The sequence below is a fragment of the Paenibacillus rhizoryzae genome (genome assembly GCF_059686995.1).
Genome location: NZ_JCAALT010000001.1, coordinates 858,547 through 877,985, shown reverse-complemented (window position 1 = coordinate 877,985; position 19,439 = coordinate 858,547). Strand labels below are relative to the sequence as shown.

The following is a 19,439-nucleotide window of genomic DNA, read 5'->3' as shown; positions in this document are numbered from 1 at the left end:
TGTTTGAGTTAGTGTGCAAACTTCATGATATGAAAAGCAATCCTAAGGGGGGGCGAGGAGCATTGCACTAGTAGTTCGGGCTACCCTCAACGCAACCGGCGCGATTACCTTCACCGGTAACACGCTCGGTCTAAGCCGTTCCACGGTGGAAGGGGTTCCCGGTACCCAAGACAGTATCGGCGCATTCGTCACGACCAATACAGCAGTTCGGTTCGGTACCTATCCCTTTGGAACGACCAACAACTATCTGCTCAACAACTCATCTGCCATTCTTGTGCTGCCGGCAGGCAGTACAGTGCTGTATGCGGAATTGATCTGGGGCGGTACGTATATCGTACCCGGCGTCAATCTATCGGCTGCCATCAACAATCCCGTTACACTCACCTTGCCGAATTCGACGAACGTCAGCGTCACACCTGACGCGGCAACCGCAAATACATTCGATCTCGGCAGCGGCGCCTTTGGTTATACGCGATCGGCGAACGTAACCTCGCAGATCACGACAGGCGGTGCCGGTACGTATACGGTAGGAGCCGTTGTCGGAACCATAACGGTTACGGATCCTACGGCCAACCATGCAGGCTGGACGCTCGCAGTCATCTATCAGAATCCTACGCTGCCTTTTAGAAACATGTCGCTGCGCGTGGGAGCCGTGCTTGTTCAATCCACCTCCGCCCCGGTTGTTACGACCATAACCGGATTCGCTACCCCGGTCTCAGGGGCGCTAGGCGGCAGAGCATTATTCAGCGCCCAGGAAGGCGATGCGAATCGCACAGGCGACCAGGCGCTATTCGGTCCGACAACCGGCACACAGGTTGCTCTATCCGGAACTAACAATTTCGCCAACAATTTCTTCGCTTCTCAGATTAATGACGATTCCGGTGCGCTGAATACGACCGGCACGTTTGGGGCGCGAAATCAGATTAACGGAGCACCGGGCTCGAATATTACCGGCGGCCGGCAAGGCTGGGACATCACGAACGTCAATGTATCTGCCAACTTAGCCAACAACCAATCCTCGGCTGTATTGACGCTAACCACCTCAGGGGATGCCTATGTCGTCAATGCCAATGCGCTGCAGATCAATATTAACGCGCCGAATATCACTACATCCAAGAGTGCGAACGTAACCGGAGCAGTCATTGGCGATACGATTACGTATACGGTCACGGTCGGCAATACAGGTAATGCGAACGCAGCAAGCGTCGTCGTTTCAGACGCCCTTCCAACCGGCTCCGCATTTGTAGCCGGCAGTGTTGTTGTAGCAGGCGTCGCTAAGCCTACCTTCGATATCACAGCAGGCGTGCCGATAGGTTCCCTTGCCCTGAACAGCTCCGTAACCATTACATACAAAGCAAAGGTCACCTCTCTGCCTAATCCGCCTCAAATTCCAAACGTCGCCAAAGCCGCTTTCACCTTTCAAAGCGTAGCCGGCGGGGACGTTATTAGCGGTGTCATCCCTTCGAATACCGTTACAACACCGGTTTATTCACCTGTACTTACGATGGTCAAAAGCGCAGATACGGCGAACGCAGCCGTTGGTACGACCGTAACGTATTCCGTGCTTGTATCCAATTCCGGCAGTATTGGCGCGACAACCACGTTTACGGATAATATTCCTGGAAGTACGACCTTTGTCCCGAACAGCGTCAAAGTAAATGGTGTCACCCAAACCGGCGCAAACCCGGTCACCGGCTTTCCCATCGGTTTAGTTCCTTCCGGCGGGTCAACGACGGTTTCCTTTCAAGTCATTGTAAACTCTCTGCCGACTCCTGTTCAGCCGCAAATTACGAATCAGGCAGCGGCATCCTATACCTACTCGCCGCCTGATGGCAGCGGCAGAACGCTTAGCGGATCAGCCACGTCGAATACGCTTGTCATACCTGTTTCACTGCCGAATGTTAACGTGGTGAAGAGCTCGAATCGCACCGCTACGACAGTCGGCGATACGATAACGTTCTCAACCCTCATCTCCAATAACGGGGTTGCCGCGGTTTCGAATGTCGTCTTCAGCGATCCGTTCCCGACCGGAACGAGCTTTATAGATGGTTCGGTCATCGTAGGCGGAGTCGCAAGGCCTACTGCCAATCCTGCCGCCGGTATTTCCATCGGTACAATTGCATCCGGAGCATCCGTAACAGTCGTCTTCCAACTCACTGTCACCTCGCTGCCATCACCTGCCCAAATCGACAACCGAGCTACCGTTTCCTATAGCTCAGGCACATTTAACGGTTCCTCCCTATCGAATACGATATCGGTTCCGGTCTTTCAGCCGATCATCTCGGCGCAGAAAGCGGTGAATACGACCCGTGCGACGGTAGGCGATACGTTAACGTACACCTTTGCCGTTCAGAATACAGGCAATTTCGCAGCGCAGCTCACGTTGACCGACACGCTTCCTTCCGGAACGGCGTATGTTGCTGACAGTATCACCGTCAACGGTTCGCCAAGGCCGGGTTCTACACCGCAAACCGGTATTCCGGTCGGGCCAGTTCCTGCAGGAAGCACAGTGAGTGTTGTGTTTCAAGTGGTGCTTCAATCGCTGCCTAATCCGCCTACCTTAACCAATTTCGGTACCTTTACGTATACCTACACGTTGCCGGACAGTCGTGTGATGAACGGAAGCGGCAGCTCGAACACGGTTTCCATTCCCGCTTCCGCGCCTAACGTAAGCATTAGTAAAGGCGCTGACTTCGCGGAAGCGACCCTGAACGATGTAATTACGTATACGATCATCGTCTCAAACAATAGCATTGTGCCCGTTAATCAAGTATTCGTGTCGGATCCGATTCCGGATGGCTCTACATTTATTACAGGCAGCGTGACCGTTGGCGGTATTCCGGTTCCAAGCGCAGATCCTGCGGCGGGAATTCTGATCGGGACGCTGGCGCCGTCGGCGATTACGATCGTCAGCTTCCAGGTTCGCGTGACGTCACTTACGACATCTGCCGTCTTATCCAATCGGGCTGCAGTCAACTATACCTCCGGTGCATTTATGGGGACGTCCTTCTCCGATACGGTGAATATCCCCGTTTATTCGCCGATACTCGCGGTTTCCAAGACCGCAAATTCTTCAGCTGCTACACTCGGGGATGCCGTCGCATATACGCTGCAAATCAGCAACGGCGGCAATATCAGCGCTAACGTGACGCTGACGGATAACATTCCGGCAGGATCGACGTTTGTTGTGAACTCAGTCCTTGTCAATGGCGTTCCACAGCCGGGCGTAAACCCCGTTACTGGTATTCCCGGCGTCATTGTACCGCCGCTTCAAACATCGACGGTTACGTTTCAAGTATCCGTCGATTCGCTTCCCAGCCCGCAGCAGCTTGTGGACCAAGGAACAGCCGCGTACACCTTCACCCTACCGGCTGGACGCGTGGTAAACGGCTCGGCAAACTCGAATACGGTAACCATCCCGGTATCCGCACCGAATGTATCGGTTGTGCTTAGCACAGCCGCAACAGATATCACGACCGGCGATACGATTCTGTACACGGCCGTCATTACGAACAACGGAATTACGAACGTCAACAATATCATCTATGTCGGATCAGCGATCCCAGGCACAGCCTTTGTTCCGGGCAGTGTAAAAGTGAACGGTATTGCCCTTCCCCAGGCGGATGAGACCGCTGGTATTCCGATCGGTTCTTTGGCACCGAGTGCCTTCGCGACCGTGACCTATGAGGTGAAACTAATCATGCCTGTGTCCGATCAAATTGTTAACCAGTCGACAGTAAGCTTTACGTCCGGCAGCTTCTCGAGCACATCATCGTCTAACGTCGTTACTACTCCGATTACGCAGCCGCAAATTAACGTGGTTAAGTCGGCGGGCACAAGCTCTGCCACAGTAGGCGATACCATCACGTACACGATTGCGGTCAGCAATACCGGTAATCTTCCTGCCACCGTAACGGTAACGGATACGATTCCGGCGAATACGACGTTCGTATCAAACAGTGTCATTGTCGGCGGAGTTCCGCAGCCCAGCGCCACGCCTTCCGGCGGAATCAATGCTGGCACGGTAAACGTGAACCAAACCGTCTTCGTCATGTTCTCCGTCGTCATAGATTCGCTTCCGAATCCGCAGCAGATCGTCAACCAAGCGACAGCAAACTATCAATTTACCCCGCCTGACGGGCGCTTGCTGTCAGGGACGTCCTTATCGAATTCACTCTCGATTTCAGTGTCTTCACCAAATGTGACTGCGGTGAAGACTTCGACATCAACTGCCGTTTCGATCGGCGATACGATCCCCTACACAGTGCTCGTATCGAACAACGGGATTGCGCCGATCACGAATACCGTCTTCATCGATGGTATCCCAAGCGGCACCGTGTTTGTATCGGGAAGCGTTGCCGTTAACGGAACTCCCGTACCAGGTGCGAATCCGGCAGTAGGTGTGAATGTAGGCACGATTCCAAACGGAAGCTCTGCTACCGTTACCTTCAGCTTACTGGTTGTTTCCGTACCGACGCCTGCACTCATTTCTAACCAGGCTACCGTAACCTACACATCCGGGGCATTCTCCAGCTCCTCCTTCTCAAATGGCGTAGACATTCCGGTCTATCAGCCGGTTATCAGTGTTGTGAAGAGCGCCAGTACAACAAATGCTTCAGTCGGTGATACCGTCATCTATACGATGGCTGTCACCAACTCCGGAAACTATGCCGCATCCGTTGTTCTATCGGACCCGACGCTTGCGCCAGAGCTTTCTTTTGTCCCGAACAGCGTCATAGTCGGGGGTTCGCCGCAAGCAGGTGCGGATCCGATTACCGGTATTCCCGTTGGTCCCGTTCAGCCCGGCGCTACAGTAAATGTCACCTTTACCGCTGTTATTACATCCTTGCCGCCAACGCAATCGCTCTCCAACCAAGCGGCTGCCGCTTACAGCTATACGCTGCCTGACAGCCGAACACTTACAGGCTCCTCCGTATCCAATACACTGTCCTATCCGGTATCCTCTCCGGATGTGGATGTCGTTAAGAGTGCTTCACAAACGGCACTCACGGTCGGCGATATTCAGACGTACAGCATTCTTGTGACAAATAGCGGGATTTCCACCGTCGACAACATTATCTTCTCCGACCCGATTCCGGCAGGAACGTCCTTCTTATCCGGCAGTGTCACGATTAACGGAGTGCCGCTTCCAAATGCGAATCCGGCGGCCGGTTTTTCGCTTGACCCCATTCCGGCTGGCGCTACGGTCACTGTCGCCTTCAGCGTAACCGTTACCGCTGTTCCGGTAGGGGAACTTGTCAGCAATCGCTCATCGGTCAGCTTTACCTCCGGGGTATTCTCGGCGGTTACGTTCTCTAATACCGTCACAACTCCCGTATATCAGCCTGTTATTACGCTGGTTAAAACAGCCAACAGCTCATTGGCCAGCGTTGGGAATACGATCGTATACCGGGTTAACGTAACCAACAGCGGCAACTATCCAACTACCGTTACAATCACGGATCCTACACCAACGGGAACAGCTTTAGTGCCAAACAGCGTCATTGTAAGCGGGTCTCCGCAAGCAGGCGCAGATCCGGCGGTCGGGTACAGCGTCGGCGTTGTTGCGCCGGGAGCGACAGTGCTGACGACGTTCGAATACGTCATCAACACAATGCCGCCTAATCAGCAATTAACCAACCAAGCGACAGCCAGTTATGCCTTTACGTTGCCGGATTCAAGATCGTTCATTCGTTCCGCTGCATCCAATTCGCTCACCATACCGGTCACATCGCCTAACTTAAGCATCGTGAAGAGCGTTTCGGCCACGGATGCGATTCTCGGTGATATCCTCACGTATACGAATATCGTCACGAATACAAGCATCGCAAACCTGAACAGTGCGGTTCTCTCCGATCCGGTGCCAGCCGGTACGACGTTCGTACCTGGTTCGGTTATCGTAGGCGGCGTGCCGCGTCCGGATGCGAACCCGGCATCGGGTATTGCGCTTGGCGTTATTACACCGTCTTCTTCTGTAACCGTTACGTTTAACATTACGGTCAATACACTGCCTGTAAGCGGACAAATCAGCAATCAGTCTACAGTATCCTTTACATCGGGTGTGTTCTCCGGAACCGGTATGTCGAATGTCGTGACGACACCGGTCTATAATCCAATCATGTCTGTCGTGAAGAGTGCAAGTACAGCGAATGCTACAGTCGGCGATACGATTACTTACTCCTTGCTCATCTCGAATACAGGGAATCTCGAAGCGACTGTTACCCTGTTCGATACCATTCCGACAGGAGCCGAATTTGTCCCGAACAGCGTGGCGGTCGGCGGCGTTCCTCAGCCGGGAGCTGATCCTGTTACAGGCATTAATGTGGGCGTTGTACCTCCGGGTGCTTCCGTCCATGTACTTGTCACGTTACAGGTTACCGTCGATGCGCTTCCTTCGCCACAACAGCTTGCCAACCAAGCGTCAATCGCGTACACATTCTCGCCGCCGGATGGCCGTGTTATTAATGCATCCGTAAACTCGAATACGGTCATCATTCCGGTTTCCTCGCCGGATGTGTCCGTTGTGAAGAGCAGCAACGCAATCGATGCTGTTGTAGGCGATACGATTACGTATACCATCACGGTTACGAATAATGGCTTATCGCCGGTTAACAACGTAACCCTGGTTGACCCGCTTCCACCTAGTGCAAGCTTCATTGCAGGTACTGTCACCGTCAATGGCGTACCGATGCCGGGTGATAGCCCGAATACGAGTATCCATATCGGTACGATTGCGGTCGGCGCGGTTTCTACCGTGCAATTCCAGGTGCTTGTAGTATGATGGCAGTCCCGGACCCGCCGCAGACGATTCGCAACCAGTCCGTCGTGTCCTTCTCCACCGGCAGCACAACAAGCTTCTCGTACTCGAATATCGTAGATACCAATGTGAACGGTCCGGTCATTTCCGTTGTCTTGTCTACCACATCGACGCAAGCTGGTTTGACGCTGCCGGTTACGTATCAGATCACGGTCACCAATAGCGGGAATCGCTCCGCAAATGTAACGGTCTTAGATGAATTGCCGCCGGGTACCGTGTTTGTTGCGAACAGTGTCATTGTAGACGGTTCTCCTGTACCGGGCGTCACACCGGAAGGCGGTATACCGATTGGTGAGGTCATGCCCGGCAGTACGGTAACGATTGTATTCCAACTATTGCTCGTTTCCGCCCCGCCTTCCGGTCAGCTCGATAATCAAGCGACGGCCGAGTATTATTTTGTAACGATGGATGGTCGTACGATTACCGGCTCGCAAAGCTCGAATGTCGTGACATTGCCTGTTACAGTGCAGCAGGTAAGTTTACTTAAAGGCGTGAATACCGCTTACACGTACACCGGGGATATGATGGTCTATACCGTTACGGCTGCAAATGAAGGTACAGAGCCGATGCGGCAGAGTGTGCTCTATGACGCACTGCCGCAAGGAACGTTGTTCGTTCGGGGGAGCGTCACCATTAATGGTGTTCGCTCTCCATCGGCTTCGCCTGTGACCGGCATTACACTTGGCTTGATTCAGCCGGGTATATCCATCCAAGTGACATTTAGCGTAATTGTGTTGGATGTTCCCGTTCACACCCAATTATCGAATCGTGCCGAGTTGAGATTCCAATTCGGCACTTTCGATCAATCCGTCACCTCGAATGCCGTTTCATCGATCGTTTCCGGCCCCGCTTTGGCGGTCAGTAAATCCGCGAGTCTATCTCAAGCTACCGTGGGCCAATCTATTCGATACACGATTACCATCTTTAACAGCGGCACGACCGGCGCTGACGTAACCGTACGCGATGCGATTCCTGCCGGAGCCCTCTTCGCGCAGGGCAGCGCTGAAGTAAATGGTCGTCCGCTGCCCGGTGCTAATCCGGATGCAGGCATCCGGCTAGGTACATTGCAGCCCGGTTTGCAGTTTGTTCTTTCCTTCCTTGTAACGGTTACCCGTTCAGGCAACCAATCGGAGCTGATCAATAGAGCAAATGTCGAATATGCATTCCGGCTTCCAAGTGGCGTCGTCGTTACAGATGCAGTATTAACCAATGCTGTTGCTACTTCCGTAGTTATGCCGATTATTCGTGCGGAGCTTAGCGCAGCGCCGCCGGTCATTGGACCGGGCGAATATATTGCGGTTTCCGTAGCCATCACGAATACGGGGACTTATGCGGCCGCCGTCACATTGTTCGCACTCATCCCGGATGAAACGAGCATGGAAATCGCTAGCGTTCGGGTGAATGGCGTCGAGGTTCCTTTCATACCCGGGGAAGGGCTGCCGATTGGCGTACTGGCACCGAACCAGACGATAATTGTCACCTATCAACTGCGGTTGACTGCTCATCCACTCCAAAACCGTCTGAGGTTCCGTGTACTTGCGCAATTTAGTTACGAAGTGAATGGCGAGTTGCTCACCAACTCGGTTTATTCCAACGAGGTTACGGTTGTGGTCGAAACCCATGAGGAATAATGCACAGAATGGCGAGGAACATTGGAAATGGAAATAAAGGCTCTCTGCTCATTCGAAATCTGAGCGGAGAGCCTTTCCTGTTGGTAAGCTATGTGCGGTATACATAAGGGTCCTTCGGTTTCGGAATCGACTTCCATTCGCTCACTTTCAGCATCGGAATCGTTTGCTTGAAGGGTTGGTAGAACGACCAGGATAACGTGCCGGTTACTCGTACCCACTCATCATTATGAAAGGCAGCCGTGTCTGACGGAAAATCAACCAGCATGCCGAAGACGCCGGAATCCGCTACGCAGTGTATGAAACCGAAGCGGAATACGAAATAATGATTCGCTTCCGTCTGCTCCCCCGTATAAACAAACCCGTCAAAGCTAAGCTTCCGGCCGATAAACGCATCCGGGAAGTTATAGACCGCTTCAAGCCCCTTCAAGTAGTTGGTATCCGTCAATCCAACCTCCTTCAAAGGCAGAAACTCCTGAAGCTCTTCTCGAGACACCTTCGCATACCCTTGTTTGCCGTAGAACACACTGGAATCAGGCTTGAGAAACTGATGGAAGCCGGGATTATCTGCGGAAGCATCGAAATTCGGAAACGAGAAACCCTTGGCCTTCACGAAACTGGAGTCCAGCGTCTTAACGGGCAAGAAGAAACCGGTGAGCAGCGGAAAAATCAAGATGCTGTAAGAGACAATCCGTTTCCAGCGAATGGGTTGTTCATGCGAGTGGCCGAAATGGTCGTGATGCGCATGTGGATGCGCATGTTCATGCATATAGTCTAAGTGCTCGTGATGATCATGATGCGCGTGCTTCCGCTTGTTCTCTTCTCTCTCCTTCTTATACAGCCGCACGAATTCGAACAGAAACAGAATCATTAACATCACGATCGCGCTTTGCGTCAAATAGGCGTACTTCAGATTAATGTATTTATTCAAATTGCCGCCGAGGTGCATCATAATAAACAAGCATGCGAAACCGGCAAGCACATAGAGACGAATCATCCCATCAACCTCCCTACAAGTAACGACGAAGCCAGCGTGCAAGCCGCAACCAGTCCAATGAGTACGAAAACGAACCTTCCACGGAAAACAGCCAGCAGCATAAGCGTGTTCTTGATGTCGATCATGGGTCCGAATACGAGAAAAGCAGACAAGGAACCGATCGAGAATGTACTCCGAAACGAGGAAGCAATGAAAGCATCGGCTTCCGAGCACAGCGACATCACGAACGCTAGTCCAATCATCATCAGAGAGGCTGTAATTGGCGTGCTGCCGATATGCATCAGCGTGGAAGTAGGAATGAAGGTTTGCATCGAAGCCGCGATGAATGCACCTAATACCAAATATTTTCCGACCGAGAAGAATTCGTCAATCGCATGCAGCATCACTTCATATAAGCGTGAACGCAACGGCACACCAACGTTATCAGCAGGAATAATGTCGGCACTGGCTGCAATTTCAGCACCCGCTCCCTCCATCCCTCTAAGCGGCAGCTTCGGATACAGGTATGAAATGACGATTGCCGTGATATACGCGACAACGATTGCCATTCCACCGCGGATCAGCACCATTCTCCAATCGTTGCCGAATGCGATATAGGTAGCAAACAACACGATCGGATTAATGATCGGACCGGTCAGCATGAACGCAATGCCCGCATGCAGCGGTACACCTTTGCGAATCAGCCGCCTTGTTATGGGAACTATCCCGCACTCGCAGGCCGGGAAGAACAGTCCCACGCCGCAGCCAATTAAGGAAGCCAAGTAACGGTTACGCGGAAGGATTCGTGCGATCCAACGTTCAGACAGAAACGTCTGGATAAGTCCCGAAATGATGACGCCGAGCAGGATAAAAGGAATCGCTTCCATAATCATGCTTAAAAATATCGTATTGAGCTGTAGAAACGTAACCACAGGCACCTCCTGCTATGTACCGAACGAACGGTTATTCGGACTCCATTATCTATCAATCCGGCTCAAAATGCTAGAATTACGAATAAAGCTGCGACTTCCGACTATGCAAGACAGCATGGCCTTAATTCTGTTACAATGAAGGACGACAACAATGCAGCGGAGGTTTCGTAATTGGACTACATTATTTTAGACATCGAGTTTAACGGACGCAAATTCGCAAGTGAATTGCCGATGGAGGTTATCGAAATCGGAGCGGTCAGATTGAATGCGGAATTGCAGCCCATTGCTGAATTCTCGGCATTAGTCAAACCGGTCTATTTTGCCAAGCTCAACGAATTTATTAAGAAGAAAACCGGCATTCCGCAAGAAGGTATCGATGCGGCAGAAGGTTTCCCGGCCGTCATTCGCGACTTTATGAACTGGCTCGGCTCTAATGAGAACTTTCTGTTCGTCACTTGGGGCGGCGAAGATATGAAGCGGATCGTGTTCGATACGCGCATGCATAAGATGGACGATGCGTATTGGATCGCGGTTAATTACTTCGATTTGTTGAAAGGCTATATTCGTTACAAGGACGTCACGAACGATGTAAGCGTTGAAACGGCACTCAACGAGCTGGGTCTTGGCGGTGAAGAGAACAATGCCCATCGTGCGTTAGAGGATGCTCGGATGACGGCGGATATCTTCCGCGCTGTATTTGAACATATGGATTTCGAGCGGATTCAGCAGTTCAAGGACGTCTATTCAAACGCGAAGGAACGCAAAATCGTCAAGAACGCGATCCGCATTATCGCATCCCAGAAAGTTACGCCGACTTGGGCGATGATTGTGGAGCATGTCCTAAGCGGTAAAGTTACACTTGAGGACCCGCGTAAAGTTGCTGAGCTTGAAGCCTATTTCAATTCTGAAATGGCTAAAGGCCCGCGCAAAATCCGCAGCTCGAGCAAAGCGGAAACGAGCGAGACCAGTGAATCCACTAGCAGCAGCAGCGAATCCACAACAGAAGCCTAATCGAAGCATAGAAAAAAGCTTGGTGCGCGCAATGCATGGCAGATGCGTTGCTAACCAAGCTTTTTCTTATAATTTACGGAAATAGTGCAAGTAATGATCGTCCTTCTCATAGCCATTTCGCTCATAAAGGCGCTGTGCCGCCCTATTATCAACCGCGGTGGACAGTTCGATTCCTTTCGCCTCTGTCTGCTCGCCGTACTGCTTCGCGGCATCGAGCAGAAGCTGCCCGGCCCCTGCGCTCCGATAGGCATCCAGGACATAGAGATCGTTTAGAATCCACGACCGCTCCATGGAGATGGAGGAGAAGGTCGGATACAGCTGTGTAAAACCGATCAATTGATCATCACACGTTGCGACAAATACGACCGATTGACGATGAACGAACCGCTCCTTCAGAAACCGCAGCGCGCCTTCTCGATCGGTAGACTGGCCGTAGAACTGCCGATATAGATCAAATAAATTGGCTAGCTCCGGAAGGTCATGCATCGTCGCTTGGTACGTTTGAATGGTACGGATCATGGCGCAAATCCCCTTCTTGCCCTGCAATACCGCGCTTACATCAAACTCGAAGCTGCAAGTGCCAGTTCCCTGGCCACCCGTTCCCAGATCATGTCGATCATGACAACCAGGTTAGAGCCGCGCTCGGGATGAATGTATGGCGCTTCTTTGCGGAAATAGTGTTGATGCCCTCCGATCAACGGAAGCGGAATAATATGTTTCGGAGCATATTTTACACGATTCCAGTACCACATGCCATACCGGTTTCGGCTAATGCCGCCCCAACTGCCAAGCCGCGTTATTAAATCGGCACACGCACCTTTCTCGTTTACCGCCACGACATAATGTACTTTACTAATGTAGTCCGCAGCAATCGGCATCTTTGGTGACCCCACCTGCACAACTCGCCAATCCGGAATCACGCCTTCTTTATGCAGCATGACAGCGGCTTGGTAAGCGGCTACGCCCCCTCCGCTATGCCCGATGAACAGCACGGGCTTGCCTGAGGATTGCTTGCGCACCTGCCCCGCGACGGCGCGAGCTCCAAACTGTACCGCACGCCGGATTCGGTATAAATCCTTCCGCACCCTCACCAGCTGTTGAAAGAAATTATGTGTGTGATCGCCATACGGGAATAGCTCCCTGATGCTCGAAGCTTTACCGGCTTCGGCATAGCGACGCTGCAGTTCCTTCACACATTCCGCAAAAATAGTACGACTCGAGCCTACGCCCGCCAATAAGTAGACATCCCAATCCAAGGTAACATCTGCCTGCATGCTGTTGTCACCGCCCTGTTGTGTTGGCCGAATATGCTAGTGCGACCGTCAGCACTTAGTATGCGGCGGTGAATACGTTGTCATTCACTGCTGCAAACGTTAAGATATTATATTCGAAACCTGTGAAGTCGTTTCTCATTTTCAAGCAATTGAAGCACATGACCGGGTTGCTGCTCGCCCATAAAAAAAGAGTTATGCGGCACCATAAAAGGCCAACATAACTCATCATGAATGTTATCGTGTATTCAACTGCTTCTTCTGGGCAAGGAGCTGCTTATACTCTGCGTCGAGCTCCATATAACGGCTATCTGTAGGCTTCAGCAAACTGAACTCCCCGAGTAGGAAGGCGATTCGGTTCGCGATAACCATCTTCTCTTCCTCCAGCTGCTGCTTTGCATCCCCATTCATTTTCTTGTTCTCGCCGGACTGTAATTGCGGCTTCTCGCGAAACGCCTCGTAACCGGATTCGATCCGCTTGATCCCGCCATCTTGGAAGACAAGCAGCTTCGTACAGATCTTATCCATCAGATACCTGTCATGGGAGACCACAATCAGCGTTCCGCGATAGTCGGATAACGTCTCCTCAAGCTGCTCACGGCTGTGCAAATCCAAATGATTCGTCGGCTCATCCAGAATGAGCAGATCCTGTTCACGCATCATAAGCTGCGACAGCTTAATACGAGTCCGCTCTCCGAGACTTAGCTGCGCGATCGGCTTCTGCAGCATGGAAGCATCAAAGCCCATATTAGCCAGCATCGTCCTCGCTTTCCCAACATCACTGCGAATTTCATGGCTGTCTTGCAGCAGCTCAAGAACGGTGCGCCGTTGATCCAGATCCGACACATCCTGCGTTAGATAAGCGACCTTTGCAGTCGGACTGATCCACAGCTGACCGGCATCGACTGCTTTCTGACCAAGCAGCATTTGAATGAGCGTCGTCTTTCCGCTGCCGTTTGGTCCAAGCAAGCCGACTTTCTCGCCACGCTGCAGATAGAACGAGCTGTCGGCAAACAACGATCTACCGCCGTAGGACTTGCCTATCCGCTGCGCTTCTACGATGCGGCGGCCGCGTTTCTCCGGCTGATCCCAGCCGAAGGATACCTTGACTTCTTCAACCGGCTTCTTCACGCCTTCCAGATCAATCTTCTCCAGCCGGTGTAAACGCGACTTGATCTGCTTATCCATCGCTTTGGCCTTGCTGCGATAAAATTCTTTCACGCCTGTGCGCATTTCAGCCATTTTCCCGACTTTTCCGGCTTCGCGATGCGCTTTATCCGACCAGTTCTTCAGCCGATTGATTTCGGCTTCAATCTTCTGTTCATATTTCTGCTGCTCTTCAAACTGATGCAGCTGGCTTTGGAAGCGGCGGGCTTTCTCCTCCCGGTAGAACGTATAATTGCCGGGAAAGGACGTCGATACGCCATCTTGCAGCTCGATAATCCGGTCAACGGTTTGATCCAGGAAATAACGGTCATGCGAGATCACGATTGTCGTACCGCTATACCGTTTCAACTCTTGTACAAGCCAATCTACCCCGTCAAAATCCAAATGATTCGTCGGTTCATCGAGCAGCAGAATATCCGGCTTCGAAGCCCAGATATGAGCGATGGCAAGCTTCGTCTTCTCGCCTCCGCTAAGTCCGGCTAGGCGCTCGCCGTCCCACTCCTTCACCTTCTGCAAGCCCAGATGACTTGCTGTCTGTAGGAACTGCTCGGTTTCGCGTGATTCTGCAGCAGGGTCCATCATTTGACTGAACGTGCTGACCGTATACGAGGTGGATTGCAGCAAATACCCCATGCGCAGCTGATCCTTATGAAACGTTAGCTTGCCTTCATCAGGCTGGATGCTGCCGAAGATCATATTTGCCAATGTTGTTTTGCCTGCGCCATTCATTCCGACCAAGCCGACTCGTTCCCGGCTTGCCAGATCGGCGTCTACTTTCACGAGTACATTCGTGTCGCCGAAGCTCTTCTTTATTCCGCGTAAGGTTAATAATGTCATACCAATCACCACTTTTAGTTTAGTTGAACAACTGACATGGGCGATGATTGTCGAAGACAACAAAAAAACCGCAAGGCACGCCTGCGGCTTAGGATATACGGATATAGAGATAGCGTGAACATACCTAAAATAAACGCCAATGATTGGCATCCATCAAGGCAGCAGGAGTCTTCTCCTATAGACACACGTAACCTATTCCGCTCCGCGCACAGGCTGAGCTCATTTCTTATCGTCATTTTCGAAAATCATGATCGACAGAAAATTAGGTCCACATGATGTCTAATTGGATACCTCCTACAACGTTCAAGATACCCCATTATAGCATGATGATGTCGTGCTTGCACCCCTCTAATTTAAAAAATAAGTTTAGTTAGAGTATGCGGTGAAGTTGAAGCTCTCTGGTCCTACACGAATCGTACCAAGTGCAGAAGATTGGATGAAAACGGAATACGCTTGATTCGCAATATTAGGCGCGTTGAAATCAGAGCCGGAGAACGCAAGCAGCTGCGGTCCGACGATGCTCAGATCAAGGTTTTGCGAAGCGGAAAACACGTTGATATCTGCTGATGTCAACCCTCTCGTAACGAAGATATTAATCGTTGTCAGAAGCGGAAGAAGCGGCAATTGAACTGCAGCTACGCCTGTAAATTCAACCCGTGTTTGTCCGGCAACACCTGCGGATAAATTGAGTGTTTGCTGAGCAATCAGGTTAGGCGTGTTGATTACCGTGATCGGAATAGCAATGGAGTTGGCGTAACTCGCATTTTGTGATGTTTTCGAATCTAGCAAAATTGTAGCCATAATACATCACCTCCTTTATGTATTCATATGTAAAATAGAAGGATAAAGATTGGACAGGTGGTCGTGCAATCCAAATAATTCCATAGAAAAAAGCTCCCGTCTATTGGCTAGACGGGAGCTTTCATTACATTTAGCTTTTATTATTACGCCAATCCATCTTACTGTTGTTCAACAAATATTCGAAATCGTTCTCTTGCCGTTTCTTCTCAGCCGCGCGCGCGTCTTCCTCCTGCTTGCGTAGGTCTGCCTTACGCTTCTCTTCCGCATCTTTTAAATCCTGAGCCGCGCCTTTAAGCTTATCAAGCACTTCCGGTCGCAATAGATCCTTCAGTGTCGCAGGCTTCTCCTCATTGGATTGCTTCTGCTGCTGCTGCGAGTGGGAAGCCGGTTTGTACTTCGATTTCTTAGCCATCGTGATCACCTACCTGCGATCATTATAGCAAGTCAGAGCGCTTCGTTGCTAGTACCCTAGCTAGAGCAGCGCGACTAATAACGTTCCTCTAGCTTCATCGTCTTCCAGACGACAACCGACACAAGCCATGCAATGGCGAACAAGGCGACTAAGAAATAACCGAGGTCTCCCAGATCAAGCCTGCTAACCCACTGCAGGAACGGAGCTTGCAGGTTCAGCCTCTCCGTTAGAATTTGCAGCAGCTCCACCATGCCGATCAACAGCGCCGATATGACAGATACACTTGTGACGGTAACGTTATAGAACATTTTCCGAAGCGGTGTATTGAAGGCCCAGCGGTAAGCTTTGGTCATAAACATGCCATCTGCTGTATCCAAGAGACTCATGCCGGATGCGAATAAGAGCGGCAGCGCGAGAATACCGATGATGGACACGGAGCTCTGCGCCGCGCCTGCGGAAATCGCCATCAGCCCTACCTCTGTTGCGGTATCAAAGCCAAGGCCGAACAAGAATCCGAGCGGATACACATGCCAGCTGCGGCTAATGAGACGAAACAGCGGCTTAAACAGCCTGGAGAACAACCCCCGCGCTTCCAATAGCTCTTCCAGTTCATTCTGATTATGATTGCCGCTGCGCATACTGCGGAACAACTGAAACAAATTGATGAGCACGAGTAAATTGATGATACCGATTAACAGCAGAAAAATACCCGAAACCGATGTCCCGATCAGCTTGCCCGTATGCTGTAGGAAGGGCATTTCGTTCTGAATCCACTTCACCGAGAAAGCAATGGCAAGCACCATCAAGAATACGACCGACGAATGGCCCAGTGAGAAATAGAAGCCTACTCCTAGCGGATTCCGTTTCTGTTGGACTAACTTACGCACCGTGTTATCGATAGCAGCAATATGATCCACGTCGAACGCATGACGCATGCCAAGCGTATACGCTAATAATCCGAGGCTCCAGAATCCTGCATCCGCGCGTACCGCCACCATTAACCCAATGAAACCCATGAAATGAAGAGCCAAGACGACGATTACGTAGCCTGCCCAAGATTTGCGCTGTTTCCAAAGTTCATGCATCCGTCTTCCCTCCGTTTCACCATGTCAGATAATCTAACAAGAATATGTGAATTCATTATAAAAGGAACGCTTTGGAAAAGCTATACCCAAAAACGGATCCATAAAAAAGGAGTGCCCAAACTGTTGCCAGTCTGGTTCGCACTCCGATCCATGTCTCTCTTATTTATGCAATTTTGCTCCATTTAGAAGCTGTCTGCGTGTCCATTCATTGGAGACGACCGGGTCCTCATCTTCAGAAAGCCGGTCAAACAAACGTTTCCTCAGGTCTGCCACCGCTTCTGCGTGCGCCGCTTCCCCAATGACATTGATTAACTCGGCCGGATCGGACTGTAGATCATAGAGCTCATCCGTATCCGTTAAATTCCAAATGTATTTCCAGGTTTGCGTCCGGATCATGCGCTGCGTATATAGGCCGAATTGCTGACCGTTATAGGACGCTACAATCTCATCCCGCCAGTTCGCCCCCTGCTGCGATAAGCTGCCATTCAACAGAGGTACGATCGATTGGCCATGAAACCTCACAGGCGGCTCATCGATAACTCCGGCAAGCTCCAACAAGGTAGGGCCCATATCAAGTAAGTTGTAGACGAATGCATCGTTTGCTGCCCCAGATTGGAAGTGGCCCGGCCATGAAATCATCAGCGGTACACGCACCACATCGTCATAGAGAATATAATGTTTATCCATCATCCGATGAGAGCCGCACATATCGCCATGATCCGCCGTGAATATAATGACCGTATTCTCCGCGGCTCCCATTCGCTCAAGCGACTCAAGAATCCGGCCAATCGCTTCATCAAGCTGGCTAATGATGCCGTAATAGCGGGCAACCACCGGTGCCCAGTCCGCCCATGTATAGTTTTCCACGCCCCAGCTTACAAGCTGCTGCTGCTGAATATAAGGTTTGCCCTGGAACGATTCTCGAAATCCTTGCCATTCCGGAATCTGATTCGGATCATACATATCAGCAAACCTTCCGGCTGGGCGGCATGGGAGATGCGGCTCGGCAAAGTGAACAGCCACATGCCAAGGTTCCGGCCCGGTGTTCAACTGATCGATTGCTTCGATTGCTCGATCCGCGAACCAATGCGTCTCCGAATCCTCAAGCGGAATCGGGTTGGTCTCACCGAAATAGCCATTCGTATAGGTTAGCTCCGGGTAACGGTTCTTCCGAAATTCTCGATACTCTGTTTCACTCACATAGGAGTCATAGCCGAACGCTGTCGGATCCTCGCTTGGATTGACACCCCATTTGCCAAGGAAGGCAGAGCGATATCCTTGCTGCGCAAGTGCCGTGCTCCAAGAATACTGCTCCGGCTGCAAGCTGCCCACCGGCAGAAACGCATTATAGTTCCACAGCGCGCCGATTGTTTCGGCTCTTCTGCCATGAAGCATCGACTGCCTGGCAGGGCTGCATACCGGAATATGCGAGTACGCATGGTGGAACGCCGTGCTTTGGGCCGCAAGCCGATCCAGGTTTGGCGTTTGGACGGGATAGACGCGGCTGTAGCCGACACAATCATAACGCAATTGGTCGGCTGTAATTAACAATATATTAGGAGGGCGCTGTACCATGACGGTTGTTGTCTCCTCTCGGGTTAGCCGCTTACACGGTATTGGCTCGGAGAACAGCCTACATGCCTTAGGAACAACCGATTGAAGAAGGATTGATCTTCATAGCCGACCATCGTCGCGATGACAATAACCTTCTCGTCGGATTCCATCAGCAGATGTTTGGCGCGTTCAATCCGCACCTCATGAAGCGCTTCAAATACGCTCCGATTGTATTCCTCCTGCATCAGACGATTAAGCTGCCGAATGCTGGAGCTAAACAGATAGGATAATGATTGAAGCGTAATCTTCTTCTCGTAGTTGCGTTCGAGATAACCATAAATGCGCTTCGCCGTCATTTCTCTTTCCATCTGGCGAGGTGAAGGGTGTGCGCGCTGCTGCTGCATCAACGTGTAATAACGTGAGAGCAAGACGAGCAGCTCGATTAGCTGCAGCCGAATGAGGGTAGTGTGGCCAATCGAACGTCCGTTCATCTCCCGCAGCATATTTTCGAGCAGCATCAGTACATGGGCGGCATCCTGACCATGTAAATTAAGGCGGTGATTAAACCGGACATCTTCCTTCAGGAAGGGATGAACGTAGAAGTAGTCCATTGAACCGGTGATTTCCAGCTCGGCCAGCAGCGCATCCGGGATGAAGGAAGGCATAAACAAGCAGTTGATAATCTCCATCTGCTCGCCCTTTTCTACTTCGTAAGCATGGGTTTCACCGGGATTGATAATGAACACATCACCGGCATGCACGGCGTAATGCGTGCCTTCAAAGACATGCATCCCTTTGCCCCTAACGACATATACAAGCTCGACGAATTCATGCCCATGCTCACGAATGGAGCCTTGAACCGTGCGTGTAATCCAGAAGGGAAATTCCACTTTCATAAACCCGGTACTGCTAAGGATATCCTTCATACACGCCCTCCTTCACCAACGA

At 51.4% G+C, this 19,439-nt stretch carries 13 protein-coding genes; 3 read left to right on the top strand and 10 right to left on the bottom strand.

The features are described from left to right. The first annotated feature begins 61 nt into the window (after positions 1-61). Positions 62-6,781 (top strand): CLIPPER-2 domain-containing protein, encoded by a 6,720-nt coding sequence (locus AC6ESO_RS03905; RefSeq protein WP_497090490.1) that lies wholly within the window; start codon positions 62-64, stop codon positions 6,779-6,781. Next, positions 6,778-8,448 (top strand): hypothetical protein, encoded by a 1,671-nt coding sequence (locus AC6ESO_RS03900; RefSeq protein WP_497090219.1) that lies wholly within the window; start codon positions 6,778-6,780, stop codon positions 8,446-8,448. The genes AC6ESO_RS03905 and AC6ESO_RS03900 overlap by 4 nt, the downstream gene beginning before the upstream one ends. Positions 8,449-8,536: 88 nt before the next feature. Here the strand turns inward: AC6ESO_RS03900 and AC6ESO_RS03895 are convergent, their stop codons facing one another. Together AC6ESO_RS03895 and AC6ESO_RS03890 are read right to left on the bottom strand one after the other, a co-directional pair. After that, positions 8,537-9,442, bottom strand: a complete 906-nt coding sequence (locus tag AC6ESO_RS03895) for a TIGR03943 family putative permease subunit (RefSeq protein ID WP_497090218.1) — start codon at positions 9,440-9,442, stop codon at positions 8,537-8,539. Beyond that, entirely contained in the window at positions 9,439-10,314 is an 876-nt protein-coding gene (locus AC6ESO_RS03890; RefSeq protein ID WP_497090489.1) for a permease, read from the bottom strand. Before AC6ESO_RS03890 ends, AC6ESO_RS03895 begins: the two co-directional genes overlap by 4 nt. Before the next feature lie 210 nt (positions 10,315-10,524). Here AC6ESO_RS03890 and AC6ESO_RS03885 point away from each other — a divergent pair, with 210 nt between their 5' ends. Next, positions 10,525-11,364, top strand: coding sequence for a 3'-5' exonuclease (locus AC6ESO_RS03885; RefSeq protein ID WP_497090217.1), 840 nt, complete (start codon positions 10,525-10,527; stop codon positions 11,362-11,364). Positions 11,365-11,430: 66 nt separating this feature from the next. Here AC6ESO_RS03885 and AC6ESO_RS03880 read toward each other — a convergent pair whose 3' ends face one another. From AC6ESO_RS03880 to AC6ESO_RS03845, 8 genes are all read right to left on the bottom strand, one after another. Next, positions 11,431-11,871: a GNAT family N-acetyltransferase gene (locus AC6ESO_RS03880; RefSeq protein WP_497090488.1), complete on the bottom strand. Its 441-nt coding sequence runs from the start codon at positions 11,869-11,871 to the stop codon at positions 11,431-11,433. A 47-nt stretch (positions 11,872-11,918) separates the two neighbouring features. Continuing rightward, entirely contained in the window at positions 11,919-12,638 is a 720-nt protein-coding gene (locus AC6ESO_RS03875; protein WP_497090216.1) for a hypothetical protein, read from the bottom strand. A gap of 234 nt (positions 12,639-12,872) precedes the next feature. Next, complete coding sequence (gene abc-f, locus AC6ESO_RS03870; RefSeq protein WP_497090215.1) at positions 12,873-14,639, bottom strand: ribosomal protection-like ABC-F family protein; 1,767 nt, start codon at positions 14,637-14,639, stop codon at positions 12,873-12,875. A 366-nt stretch (positions 14,640-15,005) separates the two neighbouring features. Next, complete coding sequence (locus AC6ESO_RS03865) at positions 15,006-15,440, bottom strand: hypothetical protein (protein ID WP_210659139.1); 435 nt, start codon at positions 15,438-15,440, stop codon at positions 15,006-15,008. Between the two features lie 130 nt (positions 15,441-15,570). Continuing rightward, on the bottom strand, positions 15,571-15,852 hold the full coding sequence (locus AC6ESO_RS03860; RefSeq protein ID WP_494817443.1) for a DUF3886 domain-containing protein: 282 nt from the start codon (positions 15,850-15,852) through the stop codon (positions 15,571-15,573). Between the two features lie 74 nt (positions 15,853-15,926). Continuing rightward, a complete protein-coding gene (locus tag AC6ESO_RS03855) occupies positions 15,927-16,937 on the bottom strand; it encodes a HoxN/HupN/NixA family nickel/cobalt transporter (protein WP_497090214.1) in 1,011 nt (336 codons plus the stop codon). A 159-nt stretch (positions 16,938-17,096) separates the two neighbouring features. After that, complete coding sequence (locus AC6ESO_RS03850; RefSeq protein ID WP_497090213.1) at positions 17,097-18,512, bottom strand: sulfatase family protein; 1,416 nt, start codon at positions 18,510-18,512, stop codon at positions 17,097-17,099. A gap of 23 nt (positions 18,513-18,535) precedes the next feature. Then, positions 18,536-19,417 carry an AraC family transcriptional regulator gene (locus AC6ESO_RS03845; protein ID WP_091217040.1) on the bottom strand — a complete coding sequence of 294 codons (882 nt, stop codon included), beginning with the start codon at positions 19,415-19,417 and terminating at the stop codon, positions 18,536-18,538. Positions 19,418-19,439: the final 22 nt, after the last annotated feature.